This window comes from Bifidobacterium sp. ESL1130 (assembly GCF_058507935.1).
In genome coordinates this window covers 871,796-888,184 of record NZ_CP196379.1, presented here as the reverse complement: position 1 = coordinate 888,184, position 16,389 = coordinate 871,796, and the positions used below count along the sequence as shown (strand labels likewise).

General features: G+C 58.5%; 13 protein-coding genes and 1 tRNA gene. 5 read left to right on the top strand and 9 right to left on the bottom strand.

All coding sequences use genetic code 11. The annotated features are described in order from the left end of the window. The first annotated feature begins 104 nt into the window (after nucleotides 1-104). From ACSYSO_RS03375 to ACSYSO_RS03355, 5 genes are all read left to right on the top strand, one after another. Nucleotides 105-2,063, top strand: coding sequence for an FAD-binding protein (locus tag ACSYSO_RS03375; RefSeq protein ID WP_489760643.1), 1,959 nt, complete (start codon nucleotides 105-107; stop codon nucleotides 2,061-2,063). 212 nt (nucleotides 2,064-2,275) lie between these two features. Then, nucleotides 2,276-3,253 carry a succinate dehydrogenase/fumarate reductase iron-sulfur subunit gene (locus ACSYSO_RS03370; protein ID WP_489760632.1) on the top strand — a complete coding sequence of 326 codons (978 nt, stop codon included), beginning with the start codon at nucleotides 2,276-2,278 and terminating at the stop codon, nucleotides 3,251-3,253. A gap of 35 nt (nucleotides 3,254-3,288) precedes the next feature. Continuing rightward, nucleotides 3,289-4,068 (top strand): O-methyltransferase, encoded by a 780-nt coding sequence (locus ACSYSO_RS03365; RefSeq protein ID WP_489760633.1) that lies wholly within the window; start codon nucleotides 3,289-3,291, stop codon nucleotides 4,066-4,068. 327 nt (nucleotides 4,069-4,395) lie between these two features. Continuing rightward, nucleotides 4,396-4,629, top strand: coding sequence for a hypothetical protein (locus ACSYSO_RS03360; RefSeq protein ID WP_491701999.1), 234 nt, complete (start codon nucleotides 4,396-4,398; stop codon nucleotides 4,627-4,629). A 127-nt stretch (nucleotides 4,630-4,756) separates the two neighbouring features. Then, nucleotides 4,757-6,388 carry a mucin-binding protein gene (locus ACSYSO_RS03355; protein ID WP_491701998.1) on the top strand — a complete coding sequence of 544 codons (1,632 nt, stop codon included), beginning with the start codon at nucleotides 4,757-4,759 and terminating at the stop codon, nucleotides 6,386-6,388. 298 nt (nucleotides 6,389-6,686) lie between these two features. Here ACSYSO_RS03355 and ACSYSO_RS03350 read toward each other — a convergent pair whose 3' ends face one another. The 9 genes from ACSYSO_RS03350 to pflA all read right to left on the bottom strand — a co-directional run bounded on the left by ACSYSO_RS03350 (nucleotide 6,687) and on the right by pflA (nucleotide 16,362). Next, complete coding sequence (locus ACSYSO_RS03350; RefSeq protein WP_489760635.1) at nucleotides 6,687-6,848, bottom strand: hypothetical protein; 162 nt, start codon at nucleotides 6,846-6,848, stop codon at nucleotides 6,687-6,689. A gap of 593 nt (nucleotides 6,849-7,441) precedes the next feature. Next, nucleotides 7,442-7,515, bottom strand: a tRNA-Arg gene (locus ACSYSO_RS03345). Nucleotides 7,516-7,855: 340 nt separating this feature from the next. Continuing rightward, entirely contained in the window at nucleotides 7,856-9,379 is a 1,524-nt protein-coding gene (gene clpX / locus ACSYSO_RS03340; RefSeq protein WP_489760636.1) for an ATP-dependent Clp protease ATP-binding subunit ClpX, read from the bottom strand. Nucleotides 9,380-9,557: 178 nt separating this feature from the next. Further along, nucleotides 9,558-10,229: an ATP-dependent Clp protease proteolytic subunit gene (locus ACSYSO_RS03335; protein WP_489760637.1), complete on the bottom strand. Its 672-nt coding sequence runs from the start codon at nucleotides 10,227-10,229 to the stop codon at nucleotides 9,558-9,560. 3 nt (nucleotides 10,230-10,232) lie between these two features. Continuing rightward, nucleotides 10,233-10,838 carry an ATP-dependent Clp protease proteolytic subunit gene (locus tag ACSYSO_RS03330; protein ID WP_489798939.1) on the bottom strand — a complete coding sequence of 202 codons (606 nt, stop codon included), beginning with the start codon at nucleotides 10,836-10,838 and terminating at the stop codon, nucleotides 10,233-10,235. A gap of 144 nt (nucleotides 10,839-10,982) precedes the next feature. After that, a complete protein-coding gene (locus tag ACSYSO_RS03325) occupies nucleotides 10,983-12,266 on the bottom strand; it encodes a chloride channel protein (protein ID WP_489798623.1) in 1,284 nt (427 codons plus the stop codon). Nucleotides 12,267-12,545: 279 nt separating this feature from the next. Then, nucleotides 12,546-13,931, bottom strand: coding sequence for a trigger factor (tig, locus tag ACSYSO_RS03320; protein ID WP_491701997.1), 1,386 nt, complete (start codon nucleotides 13,929-13,931; stop codon nucleotides 12,546-12,548). Between the two features lie 49 nt (nucleotides 13,932-13,980). Continuing rightward, on the bottom strand, nucleotides 13,981-15,279 hold the full coding sequence (locus tag ACSYSO_RS03315; protein WP_491701996.1) for an HRDC domain-containing protein: 1,299 nt from the start codon (nucleotides 15,277-15,279) through the stop codon (nucleotides 13,981-13,983). A gap of 165 nt (nucleotides 15,280-15,444) precedes the next feature. After that, nucleotides 15,445-16,362, bottom strand: coding sequence for a pyruvate formate-lyase-activating protein (gene pflA / locus ACSYSO_RS03310; RefSeq protein WP_489760644.1), 918 nt, complete (start codon nucleotides 16,360-16,362; stop codon nucleotides 15,445-15,447). Nucleotides 16,363-16,389 lie beyond the last annotated feature (27 nt).

The following is a 16,389-nucleotide window of genomic DNA, read 5'->3' as shown; positions in this document are numbered from 1 at the left end:
CCACCACCCCAGTCACCAGCGGCAACACATTGCGTACCACACCCAACGCCGCACTCAACACCGCCGCATTGGCGGCACGGCAGGGCTTGTGCGACAATCAAACCATGAACGAGCACCACGTGTATCCCATGTACGACGCCGTCATCGTAGGAGCCGGAGCCGCAGGACTGTCGGCGGCGTTGGCCATGGTCCGCCGCACAACGACCGGCACGCAGCACACCAGCACCGACAACAACAGCGGCAACGACAACAACGGTGCCGGCAGCACTCCGCGCATTCTCGTTGTCTCCAAACTTCAGGCGCTGCGTTCGCATACCGGGGCAGCGGAAGGCGGCATCGCCGCAAGTCTGGGCAACTCAGAACATGATGACTGGCATTGGCACTATTACGACACCGTCAAAGGCGGCGACTGGCTGGTGGATCAGGATGCCGCGCAACTGTTGGCTCAGGAGGCACCCCGCACCGTCATCAGTCTTGAGCATGACGGGGTGGCATTCTCCCGAACCGAGGACGGACACATCGCCCAACGCAGGTTTGGCGGCCACACCGCCGAGTTCGGAGGCCGGCCTGTAAAGCGCGCAGCCTATGCCGCCGACCGTGTGGGACACCAGATCCTCTATTCTCTGTGGCAGCAGGCGCAAGGGCTCGGTGTGGAGTTCGCCGAAGAATGGTACGTCACCGACCTGGTGCTCAGCGAAGACAGCAATGCCGTAGAAGGCGTGGTCGCTCTCGACACACATACCGGGCAGACGCATGCGCTCAACGCGTACAACGTGGTGCTCGCCACCGGAGGAGCAGGCCGCCTGTTCCAGACCACGTCTAACTCTTGGGACTTGACTGGAGACGGCATGGCACTGGCGGTAAATGCCGGACTGCAGTTGGAAGACATCGAATTCATCCAATTCCACCCAACCGGGCTGGCACACACTGGGATACTGCTTTCCGAGGCGGTACGCGGCGAGGGCGGTGTGCTGCGCAACGCCGATGGTGAGGCGTTCATGGCACGATACGCGCCCGAACACCGAGACCTTGCCGCAAGAGACGTGGTAAGCAGGTCCATAATAGCCGAAGTCGATGCAGGTCGGGGCGTGCCGGACCCCAAGGAACCCGATGGCCCGAGCGACTGCGTATGGTTGGATCTTACGAGCATCGGCACTGAGCGCATGCATGAGGCACTGCCCCAAGTGCTCGATACCATCACCCGGTATGCAGGTCTGGACCCTACCCACGACTGGGTGCCCGTCAAACCCACCGCGCACTACACCATGGGCGGCATCCCCATCACCACCGACGGCGAGGTATACCGGTGGGAGCACGATGAACGCCGACTGATCACTGGGTTGTATGCGGCCGGGGAATGCTCTTGCGTCTCCGTGCATGGCGCCAACCGTCTGGGCGGCAATTCGCTGCTCGATGCCTGCCTGTTCGGCACACGCGCCGGTACGGCCATCGCCGAACGAATACTCACCGTACCAACCGTTTCCGAGCATCAAGACAGCAGCGGAACACTCAACCAAACCGGGTTGTGCGAACACACTGCCGAGGCGCGACGGCAGAGCATCGAAGCGATGTTCAAGCAAGACATCTCCGAAGTATCGGAAACATCAGCAGCAGCAACAGCAAGCGCACATGCAAGCCCGTCCGCACCAGAGTCACTCGACCGCAGCGATACCAACCCGTATGCGCTGCTCGCCCAACTCGGCTCCATCATGGAACGCGCGCTGGCCGTACGCTGCGATGAGAGCACCATTGCCGAAGCCATACACCTCGTGGAGCACGACATCATCCCCCAAGTCAGACAGCTGCACGCCCACAGCGACACTGCCGCATTCAACCAAGAGGTCACGGCCATCATGGAAGTCGAACATCTTAGTTCTCTGGCTCTCACCATGCTCCATGCGTCACGGGCGCGGCATGAATCACGTGGATCGTTCAGCCGCAACGACTTCCCGCAACGCAACGACGAAGCGTTCTTGTCACACTCCATGACGGACGCTTCTGGATCCGTGACTTGGCAACCGGTTCACATCATTGACATGCCTCCGCAACGGCGCTCATACTGACGGCAGAAACACACTAAACCTGACCTACAGCGCACTGCACGGCAACACCGTACGAAACATACAGGTGCAGTGTGCCCGAACGACGAACACCGCCGAAAGTGACACTTTGCACCGGTAAAATCGTGTAGTGCGTGATAATGGAGATACCGGGGTACATGTGAGCGTCAGCCACGGCGCGAACACGCGAATGAACTCAAAGGAGACGAGGAGCGATGACACAGACCAGCAGCGAACTTGCCACAGTGACCTTGCGCGTCAGCAGGTTCTCGCCACGTGCACAAACCGCGGCTCGCAAGTCCAGCAGCCCGTTCGGCGAGCGCAAGTCCAGCAACCCCTTTGGTTCTAGCAGGACTCCAAACCGCCCTCGCGGCAAACGGTGGAGCCAAGACTACGAGTTGCAGGTCAGTCCGGACACCACGCTGCTGGATTGTCTGCTCACCGTCAAACGTACGCTCGACCCGACCTTGGCTTTCCGTTATTCGTGCGGGCATGGCATCTGCGGTTCAGACGCGGTTGCAGTCAACGGCTCCCCAACACTGTTGTGCACAGCAACCGTGATGTCCTGCGCCAAACCTGAGCAACCCGCGTTCCGTCGCACCAACGCGGCTCCATCATCGCACACCGCTGCCGCATCCGGCACAGCTGACGATGCCGGCACTGCCAGTGCCACCAATGCTGAGAACGCCGCTCAATCATCACCCAATACCGACCTTGGCGTCATCGAGATCGCTCCACTCCCCGGGTTCACGGTGCAGCGCGACCTCATTGTGGACATCGACACCATGATGACGCAGATCGCCAGTCTCAAACCGTACCTTCAGGCTGCAGGAACGCTGAAAACCAAACCCAATGGCGACGTGGACATGTTCGAATACCTCCAGAATCCCGAACAGCTGGCCCGCTACGAGAAGCTGACCACGTGTATCTCCTGCGGTATCTGTGAGGGCAGCTGCCCGGTATATGCCGGTGGCGAAGCGTTTCTTGGCCCGGCGGCCCTCGTTTCAGCAGGACGGTTCATCAACGATTCCCGCGACGAGGCAAAGCAGGAGCGCATCGATGCCATCTCGTCTAGTGACGGAGTTGCAGCATGTGCTCAGGTGCGCTCGTGCAGCCGTGCCTGTCCGCAAGGCATCGACGTAGGCGAGGAGATGTGGAAACTCGTGTCGCTCACCAACAGCTGCCAGCAATAGCTTCCCTGCCAGGGCATGTACTACAGTGGGTTGATATGAAGAACTCGTTGCCCTCCACCGTAGCCACCGTGTGGCAAGCTGCCGAACAGCATGCCATCCACTGCAATCAAACTGTTGCCGACCAGCCAAATCAACCGCAGCACGGCCAACCCCAGCAAGATTCCGGTACAGGCAGCGAGACCAAGACAAACACCGGTATACAGCCGTCTACCAAGATCAGCAGCACCAGCTCCACCAGCAGCGCCTCGCCCTCAAAGTCAACAGGCGCACAGTCCCCTCTCCCCCAGCCCTCACCTGCCGAGCAGCTTGCGCACAGCGCCGCCCAGGCACAACTGCTTACCTTCATGACACGTGTGCTTCACGCTTCATCGGCAATCAGTGTGGGCACCGATTCCACGCCCGAAGCCATGGCGTTGGCTGCCGGGTTTAACCGCGAAGGTCAGCTGACCGTGGTCGATTCGTCGCCGCACGGTGCCGATGACGCACGTCTCAGCTTCGATGCGGCCGCATATCCCGGCGTAAGCCTGCGTGCGGTGGGCACGTCCCCTGCCGAGTTTCTGCCGCGCTTGAACCCCAACAATTATGACATCATCGTGGTGTCCGGAGACCCCGCGAACTACGAGCCGACCGTCAAACAAGCAGCGACACTGCTGCGAGACAACGGCTTCCTGCTGCTCACCGACATGCTCAACCCCAACGACCATGACAAGGCGCACATCACCACTGATCTGCTCAAACAGCTGGAGGATGACGATCGGTTCGATACCGCCCTCACCCCCACCGGTACCGGCCTGGCCATCGCCACGCTGCGCTAGTGCGGGCAGGCACTCAGCCGGCACTGGTCAACACTGGAACACTGACAGCAGCGGCGTGCCACAATACGCCGTGTTGACAAGAAGATGCTCAAAATTCGTAGGACTTGACTGGCCGGAATGCAAGTCAACCTTGCAATGTTGTCGCATCATGCATTCGTCATGACATATACTCCCAAACATAACGGTTGTTAGTTATGTCACAGTTATTATATACAATGTTTAGCAAGTATGCGTTGGCTTTGCCCTACCAGCAGTGCCGGCGTACGCGCAGAAAAGCACAGTTGGCGCCGAGCGGTTCGGGCGCACACACATGGAGGAATCGTTCGCATGACCTTGCCTACCACCACAGGCCGCCACGCCAGCAAGCCAACCCGCGGCAATGCCACCAGAATCATCATCGCGGCACTCGTATGCCTTGTCACTCTCATTCCTACCGGTCTCAGCGCCGTCGCAACGGAAGGCACCGCCACCGCAGCTGGCGACGCGGAGTCCAGCATTGCATCACTTTCCAGCGATACAGCCTCACAGGCATCAAATATTACCCCCCCCCCAGCAAAGTAAACTATTAGGTTCCAGCGCAGCAAAGTTCGATGCCGGTGCGTCTGCGCTTGCAGACATAGGTACCGCCAACGTAGACGCACAATCTGATGATGCAAGTAACCCTTTGACTCGAGGCACCGTCAATTGCGTGGAGGACAGCGGCTTCACCGTTTCCATGGGCAATGACCCTTCCCCCAGTACAGGCAGTCCTGGCCGCCCTGGCTTTCAACCCATTAAACCCGGCAGTTCAAGCTCGCTCGGCGGAAGTGTCAAAAGCCAAGTAAACCGATGGGGAACGTTCTGCGCTGTCACCGCCACCAACACCATTCAGTTCCGTTATTCCACCGGTGGGGCCACTCAAGGTGATTCGTCGCAAACCATCTTCTACGACGCCCACACAGACGGTCCCAATATTTCCTTCTCCGCCATCGACACTCAGGTCAATACCACGCAGCCCTACAAATGCTCATACAACGGCAGCGTCTACTACACCGGCAACGTCACGGTTCCCTCATGGAGTGGAACAATATGCAGCAACGGCCGTCCCTCAAACGATATCGCTTGCAACGGTGGGCATCAGTCGCTTGATCCCGATGACCCGACCCTTGGCACACCGCCCGACACTGAAGACCAGTCGCCCTCGACCCTCGATGTTCAATCACGTGCCACTGGTACCGCACAACTTCAACCCAATACATACTGCACAAGCAGTGGTAGACCGCGCAAATGCTATGACTACGAAGGCAATAGCGCTCATTTAATATTGCGAGCTCCTATTGTGAGCGTCCAGTGTCCTGCTGCAACAGCATTCGACCAGTATCGGCTGAACGGTGGTGGCGGTTCGGCCGGCATGCCCGCTTACAACCGCGTCTACGTACCAGACATCAACGGCTACGACGTATCAGTATCCAACGGCAGCTGGGATCCCAACAGCCGCACCGTCGCCATGCCGCAGCCAGTCAACAGCGCCGGCACCCCCGTGTACGGCACAAACCTGCAAACAGCCACCGATGCCGTCACCACCGTCATCTACACCAGACCCGCAGCATCACTGACCGTCCACTACACCAAAAACGGAGTCGAAGACACCAGCCTACAACAAGTGTTCAACGGATACCGAGGAGATGCCATCACCACCGCAAACAAAGCGTTGAACGTGCCCAACGGTTATTACATTGACTCGGGTACACCACCGCTAACATGTACCGACACATCGTGCACCCTACCCGCCAACACCGCGTATCCAGCAGGCCACACCGACTACTGGATCACCTGCTGGAAAACCGTTCCCAAACACGAATCCTGGAACGCCACCCTCATCGTCCACTACAAAGACGACCAAGGCAACACCCTGCACCCGGACCAAACCAAAACCGTCACCATCACCCGCGACTACACCACCAGACCAGACACCGGAACCTCCATCACCGACACCGGCTGGACCTACCCCGGCAACGACCCCACCGTCATCTGGGGCACCGTCGATGAAACCAGAAAAATCCTCATATTCACAATCGACAGCCCCACCATCCCCAACTACCACACCAACCAGCCAACCGTCACATGCCAAACCGGAGTCTGGCTCAACACCATCGCAGACGGCGGCAACGACACCAAAGAAGTCACCGTCACCTACCACCGCACCGTCACCGCGCTCCCGTTCACCGGCGGCACCGCCACCGCAGCCACAGTAGCGTTCATCGGTGCCATCATCGCCGCAGTGCTGCTCACCGTCACCCTAGTGTTGAAACACAAACAACACCACATCGCCACCAACTAACCCAACCCTATAACTCCGCAAATCGGTACATTTCGGTCACCATACCGCAACAAACTGACCGAAACGTACCCATCATCCCATCAACCAACCAGACTTCCGTCACCAGCCGCAACCTCTCTCAACCCAAGGCGATGACGGAACCATAAAGAGTGGTTGGGTGCAACAACACCACCGCACCCAACCACCCACACCCGCCAAGCACGTCAACAATCCATGAGAAAGCCCGTCCTACAAAGTGCAGGACGGGCGGAATACCTTGACTACGAGTGCACTACTCAATACTCGTGAGCCATCTCCCCTACTTCAACTCGCTGTCACCGCCTCTCATGGAGTACCAGCACAACGCCAATATCACCACATCAGCAACATCTGGGCGCACCTTGCCAGACAAGGTCACCACCAACACCACCATCAGCAGAACCAACGAACCCGAACCAGGCCCCTCATAGTTGTTACGCACGTTACGTGCCTTTCTTTTACAGTCACGCCGTTTCGGCGCGACCAATGTCGCGTCGACTGTTGCCGACCGGCCGATTGCCCTTTTGTTGAAAGGATGTTCGACAAGCTCAAGCGTATCATGTATAGTAAGCCTTGTCGGTTGGTAAAGCACTTGTTGACGTTCCCACTTTGAGGCGGGCTAAACACTTCTTCGGGGACGGGCTCCCAGCTGATAGGGCAGTTTGTTGTTCTGTCCTCTTTTGCCAGGGTTCCCAAGTTCGCTTGGGAACCCTGTGTCGTGCTAACCTTGTGATGCTCTTCAGTCATGTTTGGCATCCATGCACCTTTTAGGAAGTTTGAGTTATGCAACAAAATCCTACTTTCTGAAGACACGTTCGGTCTGTCATATACGGTCCGGGTACGGCCGTACCTTTCTAAGAACTACTATCAGGGTATGCAGCAAAATAACGAATTTACGCTCTTCAACACGGCTCTGCTTGCAAGACGTGCCATTGCACCGGCACGCGGTTCACGCGACTAACCAAATATAAAATAGACTAAACTAAACTTGAAAAGTTCAGTAAATTTGGAGACTTCAGCACTGAACATTCACTGTGCGCCAGACAGGATTCGAACCTGCGACCTGCTGATCCGTAGTCAGCTGCTCTAATCCACTGGGCTACTGGCGCGCACTGCCACATTGTGGCAACTCGACCATTCTACTGCGAAAGCAGACTCTGCGCAATACCGCGTGTTGCCAAATACATGTGATTCATCTCAATGTGCCTCGTCACAATGCATACGCAGCACCACAGCACTAAACCCAACGAAGCCGCCAGTCACCAGCCGAAACCAACAAAACCACCCGTCACCAGTCACCAGCCGAAACCTGAAGCCCTAAATCCACCAGCTGCAACCCTAAACCCAAAACCCGCAACCGGCAAACTACAGCCTAAAAGTCACAAACTGGAACCTGCAAGCCGCAACCCTAAACCCGCAAGCCACAACGAAAACAGTTCACACAGCGCCTTATGCCACGCGCAGTCTACTGACCTCAGGAATATCTTGGGTATTCGCCTCATCGCCGCCATCGCCAAGCCCGGCTTCGATGCCTTCTGCCACTGCTGCACCGTCAAAACCAGTCCCCGAAACCAGCTTCGGAACACCCTCACCGTTGACGGCAGCCTCATCCACCACCACTTGGCTGACATCACTCATCTCCGGAAGCCTGAACATCGTGTCTTCAAGCGTCTTCTCGATGATGCCACGCAGCCCTCTGGCACCGGTCCCCTCACTCATTGCGGCATGGGCAATGGCTTCCAGCGCCCCGTTCGTGAAGGTCAACTCCACACCATCGACCGCAAACAGCTTGCTGTACTGTTTGATCAGCGCATTCGCCGGCTTGACGAGAATATCGCGCAAATCGGCTTCACCAAGCTTTTCAAGCACGCTCACCACCGGCAGGCGCCCGATGAACTCTGGCAGCAGCCCGAACTGGGCCAAGTCATCGGCACACACATGAGTCAGAATCTCTTGCGCATCCAAATCACGCACATGCCAGGAAGCACCAAACCCGCTCTCACGCGCCCCCATGCGAGTCCTAATGATCTCGTCGAGCCCCACGAACGCACCCCCACAGATGAACAGGATACCGCGCGTGTCCATTTTGACCATGTTCTGTTCGCGATGCTTGCGGTTGCCCTCCGTCGGCACAGTGGCAACAGTGCCCTCCAGAATCTTCAGTAGGGCCTGCTGCACGCCCTCACCGCTCACATCGCGCGTGATGGACGTGTTTTCACCGCTTTTGCGCGCTATCTTGTCAATCTCATCGATGTAGATGATGCCGTGCTGTGCCCGTTCCACGTCACCGTCGGCGGCTTGCAACAAGCGTTGCAACACGGTTTCCACATCATCGCCAACATAGCCCGCCTCGGTGAGCGTGGTGGCATCGGTGATAACGAACGGCACGTTCATGACGCGCGCCAGAGTTTGCGCCAAATATGTTTTGCCAACACCGGTGGGGCCAAGCAGCAGGATATTCGATTTGGCTACCTGCACTTGAGAAAAATCATCGGCCGGCAGACCAGTCCCCAGCCCGGCTGCGCTACCATAGGCGACACTCCCAGCGCTACCTGTGGCAGCACCGGTTCCGTTTGCGGAGGTATCCGCGCGCATGCCGGACGTCCCCTTGCTATCAGGCTCAACACCACCGCGCTTCGGCATCGAAGCGGAAGCCGCGGCTTCCTCCTGCAGTTCCATGCCCACACGCTTGTAATGGTTGTAGACCGCCACTGACAGGGTACGCTTGGCCTGCGGCTGCCCCACCACATATTCGTCCAAATACCGGTAGATCTGCGTCGGTTTCGGCAGCGACAGCGTGCTGGCTTGAGCATCGTTCTGCCGCTCTTCAGAGATGATATCGACGCACAGAGCAATGCATTCGTCGCAAATCGCGGCCGCCTGACCGGTGACGAGCTTGCGCACCTGCCGTTCGGTCTTGCCGCAGAACGTGCAGCGGGGTACTTCCTCGTTGTAACTCACCACGCGTCCCATAGTGACCCCTTATCGTCGTCGTCCTCAAACCAACGATACCCCGAACACAGAACGTTGGGTGCTGGTCTCAGAAATGCAGCCAATTCGCTGCACCTAACATACAAGCGCGGCCGGCGTCCCCACATCGGGAGAGCACCGGCCGCAGCAGAACGAACCCTGCCTTTTGCGCCGAGCTGCACTACCTGCGGTGCGCCAGCACCTCGTCCACCATGCCGTATTCCTTGGCCTCGTCAGCAGTGAGGAAGGTATCCACCTCGATGTCTTTGGCGATGCGGTCTTTAGGCTGACCGGTGTGCTTGGAAAGCGTCTCCTCGAGCCAGGAACGCATGCGCAGCATCTCCCTGGCCTGAATCTCAATCTCCGTGGCCTTACCGAAACCTTGGTCGATGGCAGGCTGGTGGATGAGCACGCGCGCGTTGGGCAGCATAAGACGCTTGCCCTTGGCGCCGGCAGCCAGCAGAATGGCCGCTGCAGAAGCAGCCTGCCCCAAGCATACGGTCTGCACATCCGGCTGGATGTACTGCATCGTGTCGTAGATGGCCGTCATGGCGGTCATGGAACCACCGGGAGAGTTAATGTACATCATCACGTCACGGTTCGGATCCTGGCTTTCCAGCACCAGCAGCTGCGCCATGATGTCGTCGGCGGAAGTATCATCCACCTGTACGCCCATGAAGATGATGCGATCCTCAAACAGACGCGAGTAGGCGTCCTGCGTCTTCATGCCGTATGGCGTCTTCTCGCTGAACTGTGGCATGACGTAACGGTCGCTCGGCACGAATCCGGCCACACCACGTGGGCCTGCGAGACGCTCGGCACGGGAGACGAACTGCGCTTCTTCACTTGCCATATCTCATTCACCTTCCTTGCCGGCAACACCAGCCGTGCTCATTGAACCAGGCGTGGTCACGATCTTATCGAAGAACCCATAGTCCAACGCCTGCTGGGCGGTATACCAGTGGTCGTACTCGTTGTCGCGGTAAATCTCCTCCAGCGTGTGACCGGTCTGGTCGGCGGTGAGCTGCGAAAGGGTCTGCTTCATATCCATGATGAGCTCGGCGTTGATGCGCACGTCGGTCTGCGTGCCGCCGATACCGCCGGAAGGCTGATGCATGAGGATGCGTGCATGAGAAGTGGCAAACCGCTTGCCCTTCGCACCGCTGGACAGCAGGAACTGACCCATGGAAGCCGCCATACCCACAGCCACGGTGGCCACGTCCGGTTCGATGAGCTGCATGGTGTCGTAAATGGCCATGCCGGCGGTGATGGAGCCGCCGGGAGAGTTGATGTACAGCCAGATGTCTTTCTTGGGGTCCTCGGCTGCAAGCATCAGCATCTGCGCGCAAATCACGTTGGCATTGGCATCCTTGACCTCGTCACCGAGCCAGATAATGCGTTCCTTGAGCAGCCTGTTGAAAATCGGGTCCGTGATGGACGGAGCGGAATCCCCATCGTCCATCGCTGGCGTGGATGTCAGAAAACCTGCCACCATATCTCCTTCAACGAGTTATATGTTTGTGGGTCAATATTACCCCGACGGTTGCGACAGCCGTACACTTTGCGCTCATAGCCTCGAAGCCATCGAATTAGTCGTATAGTTCGGCTAATGCACCAGCTTCGCAGCACACCATGCGCACGCGGCTCCCAGCCCAAGCGGAACCATATACGACACTGGCACACCGGTTAATTCCATCACCAAAAACATGGCCATAAGCGGCGCCTGCTGAGATGCAGCAAGTAGGCTGGAAGCTCCCACTAGAGCGCATGCGCCTACTGTGAGACCGGCTGACAGACCAGGCATGAGCGACAAAGTCACCACTCCCAGCAGTGCCCCGCACACCGCTCCCAGCGCAATGCCTGGTTGCAGTACGCCACCCGAAGCGCCAGAGCGAATTGTCAGCACTGTCAACGCTGCTTTGGCCAGACCAACAGCCAGCAGTACGCCAACACCAGTCCACTGTGCACGCGCGGTCGGAGTCATGGTAGAGAAGGCAAGTTGAGCTGCAGCGCGACCGTTACCCATCACTTGTGGCAACCACAGGGCCACTACCCCGGTGAGCAGCGCGGCAAGCGGCATGCACCACAGTATCGGTGCACCAGCGGCACGATGCCGTTGCGCCCATCCGGAAGCTTTGCGGAACGCAGCTCCCAGCACTCCGCAGCACAATCCACACACCACGGCGAAGCCGATCATGGCCCATCCAGGATTGCCCATGCTTGGAAGCAGCACTTGATAGAAGGTCTCCTGCCCGCGCACCAGAGATGCCACGAATGCCGAAATGGCCGACAATCCCAGTGCCAAGGCGACCACGCGACCGGTCATCTCGGTCAGCAATATCTCTACCGCGAACATGGTACCGGCCATCGGCGCGTTGTACACTCCCGCCAAGCCTGCAGCCGCAGCGCATGCCACGATGACTTCGGTTCCGCGCTTATCCACGTGCAATGCTGCTGACACGCGTTGACCCAGCAGCGCACCAAACTCGCGAGGAGCCACCTCACGCCCCACCGACGACCCGGAACCTACGATGAGAATCTGCAGCAGCACATGCACCGTGGTCTGAACAAAGGGCATATGCTCCCCCGCCACTGCTTGTTTCACAGACGGCACTGCAGCAGTACGGTTGCGCAACCACCACCACACTGCTGCCGCGAATATTGCACCTAGAACCACGGCAAGAATGCGCCGTGACGGTGCTACCGATGAGGGACCTGGCGTCTGCGGGCTTTCAACGAACCCAAGCGTCAGCTGTTCCACCCATTTCAGCATGACCGACAGCAGACCGGACGAAAGACCAACGGCAACACCGAGCACCACTAGTCCAGACACGAGTGCGCTGCGTCGTTTCCAATCTGTGGCACTGCGCATCATATCTCTTTTCTCCATGCCGCTCTTGCTCTGTAATTTCCAGGGAACACACACATGTCGCGGGAACGGGGACTATACAACCTGCTCCCGGCGCTCAACCACGAGTTGCATTCCGCTAGCTTGTTGTATGTCACTCGCCCGGAACCTGTTGCAAGCCTGCAATATGCAAGAAGCCCGGGCGTACCCGGGCTCCCATAATCACTGCAATTCGAGCTGCACAACCGGCAACCGCCAAAGCGCAGCTGATCTGCAACAACGCTCATAGGCGCTGCACATCACAGCATCCGCAAACCTTGCCTACTCAGCGTCGTCCGCTTCGGACTCGTTGCTCAGTTCGTCCGCAACGGCGGCGGCTGCGGCTGCAGCCTGTTCGCTCTCGGACTCGTCAGTAGCCTCTTCGGAGCCGTCCTGCAGGAACTCGCTCAAATCAAGCTCAGCACCATCAGAGGTGAACTTCACTGCACGCATGCCGGCGATCAGACCCTTGGAACGGCCGACTTCCTGCACAGCGGAGCCCAGCTGCCCATTGTTGACAATGGCGTTGATGAACGCGGAGGGATCCATGCCGTACTGCTGAGCGATGGAAGCGAGGAAGTTGGTCACGTCCAGTTGAGAGACCTTGACTTCCATCTGCTCCGCCAGCGTATCGAGCACAATCTGGTCGAGCAGTTCCTTCTCGACAGTCTCGGTAGCTTCCTTCTTCTGTTCTTTGGTGGCCTTCGACGGGTCAGCGCTCACCTGCTTGAGCTGCTCGTTGACCATCTCTTCCTTTACACCCTTGGGCAGCGGAATATCCTGGCCTTCCTTGAGCTTGGCGAGGAACGCGTCACGCGCGTCGTTGGCCTGGCGGCCCTTGGTGTCGAGCTCGCTCTGCTTGCGCACATCGGCCTTGAGCTCTTCGAGCGTATCGAATTCGGAGGCTTCCTGAGCGAAATCATCGTCCAGCTCGGGCAGCTCTTCAGCCTTGACCGAGTTCACCTTCACCTTGATCTGAGCCTTTTCGCCTTCGTGCTCGCCGCTCTCGAGCGTACCTTCGAAGGTGGTCTCCTCACCTGCGGACAGACCTTCCAGAGCTTCGTCAATGCCATCAAGCAGAGTACCGCTGCCCAGTTCGTAGCTCACGCCTTCCTGGGAATCCACGGACTCGCCGTCAATCTGCGCATCCAGATCGATGTTGGCATAGTCGCCCTTGGCCGCAGGACGGTCCACGCCTACAAGGGTGCCGAAACGCTGGCGCAGAGCGTCAAGACGCTTGTTGACATCCTCGTCGCTCACCTCAACCTTGGCCACGTCGATCTCCATGCCGTCGAGCTTGGGCAGCTCGATGTCGGGGCGACGCTCCACGGTGGCAACGAACTTCAGCTTGGTGTCGTCCTTGGCGGATTCCGGCATCTCCTGCACATCCAGCTGGGGCTGTGCCATGGGGCGAATCTTCTTCTCTTCCAAAGCCTTGGAATACAGCTCGGGTACGCCATTGTTGGCGGCCTCGCCGGCCACGGTCTGATAGCCCACGCGCTGCTCTACAACCTTGCCGGGCACATGACCCTTGCGGAAGCCAGGAACGTTGATCTGCTTGGCAATCTCGGTGCGAGCCTGCTCCATGTAAGGGTCGAACTCTTCGGGGTCGACGGTGACGGTGAGCTTCACCTTGGTGGGCTCGAGATTCCTGACGCTGATTTTCACGCTAGTCTCCTGACGGTGTATACGACTACTTCTGCCCTAAAGGCAACCCTCATATGATAACTCGACTTACGGACTCTGCCACAAGGTCTACCTGCCAATGTCGGGCACCCTCCCCCAGCATGAACCCCGCCACATCGACATCGCTCACAGACTCACACCAACATAACGAACGAAGGATGCGAGGAGAGAGAATCATGTCCTGAGACGTGTGAGTGTCTTGAGCCACCTGCTCCACCACCGCACGTGCCAACTGAAGCCGTTCCAGGCGTTCTGGGTGCTTGACCCGCCACTGCTTGAGTGATCGGGGAGCTTTGCCGTGTGCATTGACCGGGTGCACACTGTATTGAGGCCACTGACTGCGCGGCAGATCAAGCGCATCTTGGATGGCCTGCTTCCATACCGATGGCTTCACTGAACGCTGAATGGGTGCATACCGTTCGAACATTTTGCGCTGGTCACGCCCCACCCCGTGCACGCGTACACGCTCGTTAAGTGAACGGATGGCGCGGAACTGACTGGCATTGTGCGGTTTTTTCAACGCGGCTTCTACGATGGCGGCGTCGGAAAGCAGCAACGTGGGTTCGATGTCGTACCGGCGAGCCAATCGGTCGCGCTCCTCCCACAGCGATTTGGCCACAGCCTGGGCACGCCGATCGTGACTGAGCGAGGTGAAGTGCGAGATGGAGGTCCACGGATCCACGCGCTTGGGCTTTGGAGCCATTCCCTGCTCCAGAACGTACGCGAATTCTTCCTCGGCCCACGTCGTTTTGCCCTGCTCCTGCAGGTCCAGCCGCATGCGCTCGGCAAGTTCGATAAGCACCTCGACGTCGAGGGCCGCATAGTTGCGCCAGTCGCGTGGCAGAGGACGAGTTGACCAGTCCGAGGCAGAATGCTCCTTGGCCAGCCGCAATCCAAGGTAGTGCTCGACCACTGATGCCAACCCGTATTTGCGCTGTCCAAGCAGTCTTGCCGCGACTTCGGTGTCGAACAGCGCAGACGGTTTCAGTCCCAGTTCCGCAAATCCCGGCAGATCCTGCCGTGCGTCATGCAATATCCACGTGACTCCATGGACGGCTTCGTTGAACACATTCCAGTCAACACCAGCCTCGGCCAAAGCAACAGGGTCGAACAAGAAAATGCCGGCACCTTCTCGCTTGCATTGAATCAACCAGTCCCGGTGCGAGTAGCGATAGCCGTACGCGCGTTCGGCATCGACAGCAAGAGGCCCCGTTGCTTCGGCTAGAGCGGCACAGGCGTGTGTATACCCTTCCAAGGTGTCGGTGACATCGGGCACGCCACCTGCCGGCTCGGACAGCAATATTGGCTCGTCACCTGGCTCATCGATCACGCCGAAGGCCTCCTAGCGTCATATGACCGTCGCAAACAATACGTGGTCATCGTACGCGCAGCCGTTGCCAACGAGCAGATGCGGAGGAATCTTTTCATGCAAATCAGAGGCGCAGTTCGTTCGGCTACCGTCTCGGTGTCCTAGCAGCAGATAGTGAGGTTCGCTTTAATACACGGTGAATCCATGGTCTCTGAACTGGTTCTGCACGCGCTGTTTCAGCTCCCGGCTGGGGCCTTCACAATGCTCCAACGGGTAGTCAATTCCCAGCTCATGCCACTTGGGACGCCCAAGCTGGTGGAAGCCGAGGACGTCGATGTGTTCCACTGCGTCGCCGAACTCCTCACAGATCTTCGCCACGTTCTCCACGTTCTCCACCGCGTCGGTGAGGCCTGGCACCAGCACGAACCGCACCCAGATCTTCTTGCCCAGACGGTTGACACGCTTGCCGAATTCGATGGTCGGCGCCAGCGAGGCACCGGTCACCTCATGATAGGTCGCCTCGTCGCCCGACTTGACATCGAGCAGGAACATGTCCACGCTTTCCAACATCTCGTCGGTCCATGTGGATCCTAGGAACCCTGCGGTGTCGAGGCACGTGTGCACGCCGAGCTTCTTCACCTCACGCACCGCGCGCGAGACGAACGCCGCCTGCATCATGGATTCGCCACCGGAGAACGTGACACCGCCGCCGGTTGACTTGAACACGTCCTGATAGCGCGCGATGCGTTCTATCATGTCCTCCACATACACCGGCTTGCCGTCGCGCATCTTCCAGGTGTCCGGGTTCTGGCAGAACTGGCAGCGCAGCGGGCAGCCGCTCATGAACACCGTCATGCGTGTTCCCGGGCCGTCCACCGAGGTGTTGATGTCCCACGAATGCACAAAGCCGATGTCGCCTGTCTTCAGCGCGGCCAAGCGGTCGCGGCGATCGAGACCTATGGGCGACTGGAAGCCGGAAAGGCCTCCCATAAGCGCATGCTTCGCATACACCTTTGATGTTTTGAGCATGTGCGGCGTGGTGGTGCGGAAACGAGTCGAATCGCCGTCGCGCACTGCTGCACCTTGCATCGTTGTATCTACCATCATGTCCTCCTGCCACGGTGCCATATA

Bases quoted from the DNA above. Each gene is read 5' to 3' on its own strand.
- ACSYSO_RS03365 (WP_489760633.1), top strand. From the start codon at position 3,289: ATGAAGAACTCGTTGCCCTCCACCGTAGCCACCGTGTGGCAAGCTGCC.
- ACSYSO_RS03325 (WP_489798623.1), bottom strand. From the start codon at position 12,266: ATGGAGAAAAGAGATATGATGCGCAGTGCCACAGATTGGAAACGACGC.
- ACSYSO_RS03375 (WP_489760643.1), top strand. From the start codon at position 105: ATGAACGAGCACCACGTGTATCCCATGTACGACGCCGTCATCGTAGGA.
- ACSYSO_RS03335 (WP_489760637.1), bottom strand. From the start codon at position 10,229: ATGGCAAGTGAAGAAGCGCAGTTCGTCTCCCGTGCCGAGCGTCTCGCA.
- ACSYSO_RS03360 (WP_491701999.1), top strand. From the start codon at position 4,396: ATGACCTTGCCTACCACCACAGGCCGCCACGCCAGCAAGCCAACCCGC.
- ACSYSO_RS03370 (WP_489760632.1), top strand. From the start codon at position 2,276: ATGACACAGACCAGCAGCGAACTTGCCACAGTGACCTTGCGCGTCAGC.
- clpX (WP_489760636.1), bottom strand. From the start codon at position 9,379: ATGGGACGCGTGGTGAGTTACAACGAGGAAGTACCCCGCTGCACGTTC.
- pflA (WP_489760644.1), bottom strand. From the start codon at position 16,362: ATGGTAGATACAACGATGCAAGGTGCAGCAGTGCGCGACGGCGATTCG.
- ACSYSO_RS03330 (WP_489798939.1), bottom strand. From the start codon at position 10,838: ATGGACGATGGGGATTCCGCTCCGTCCATCACGGACCCGATTTTCAAC.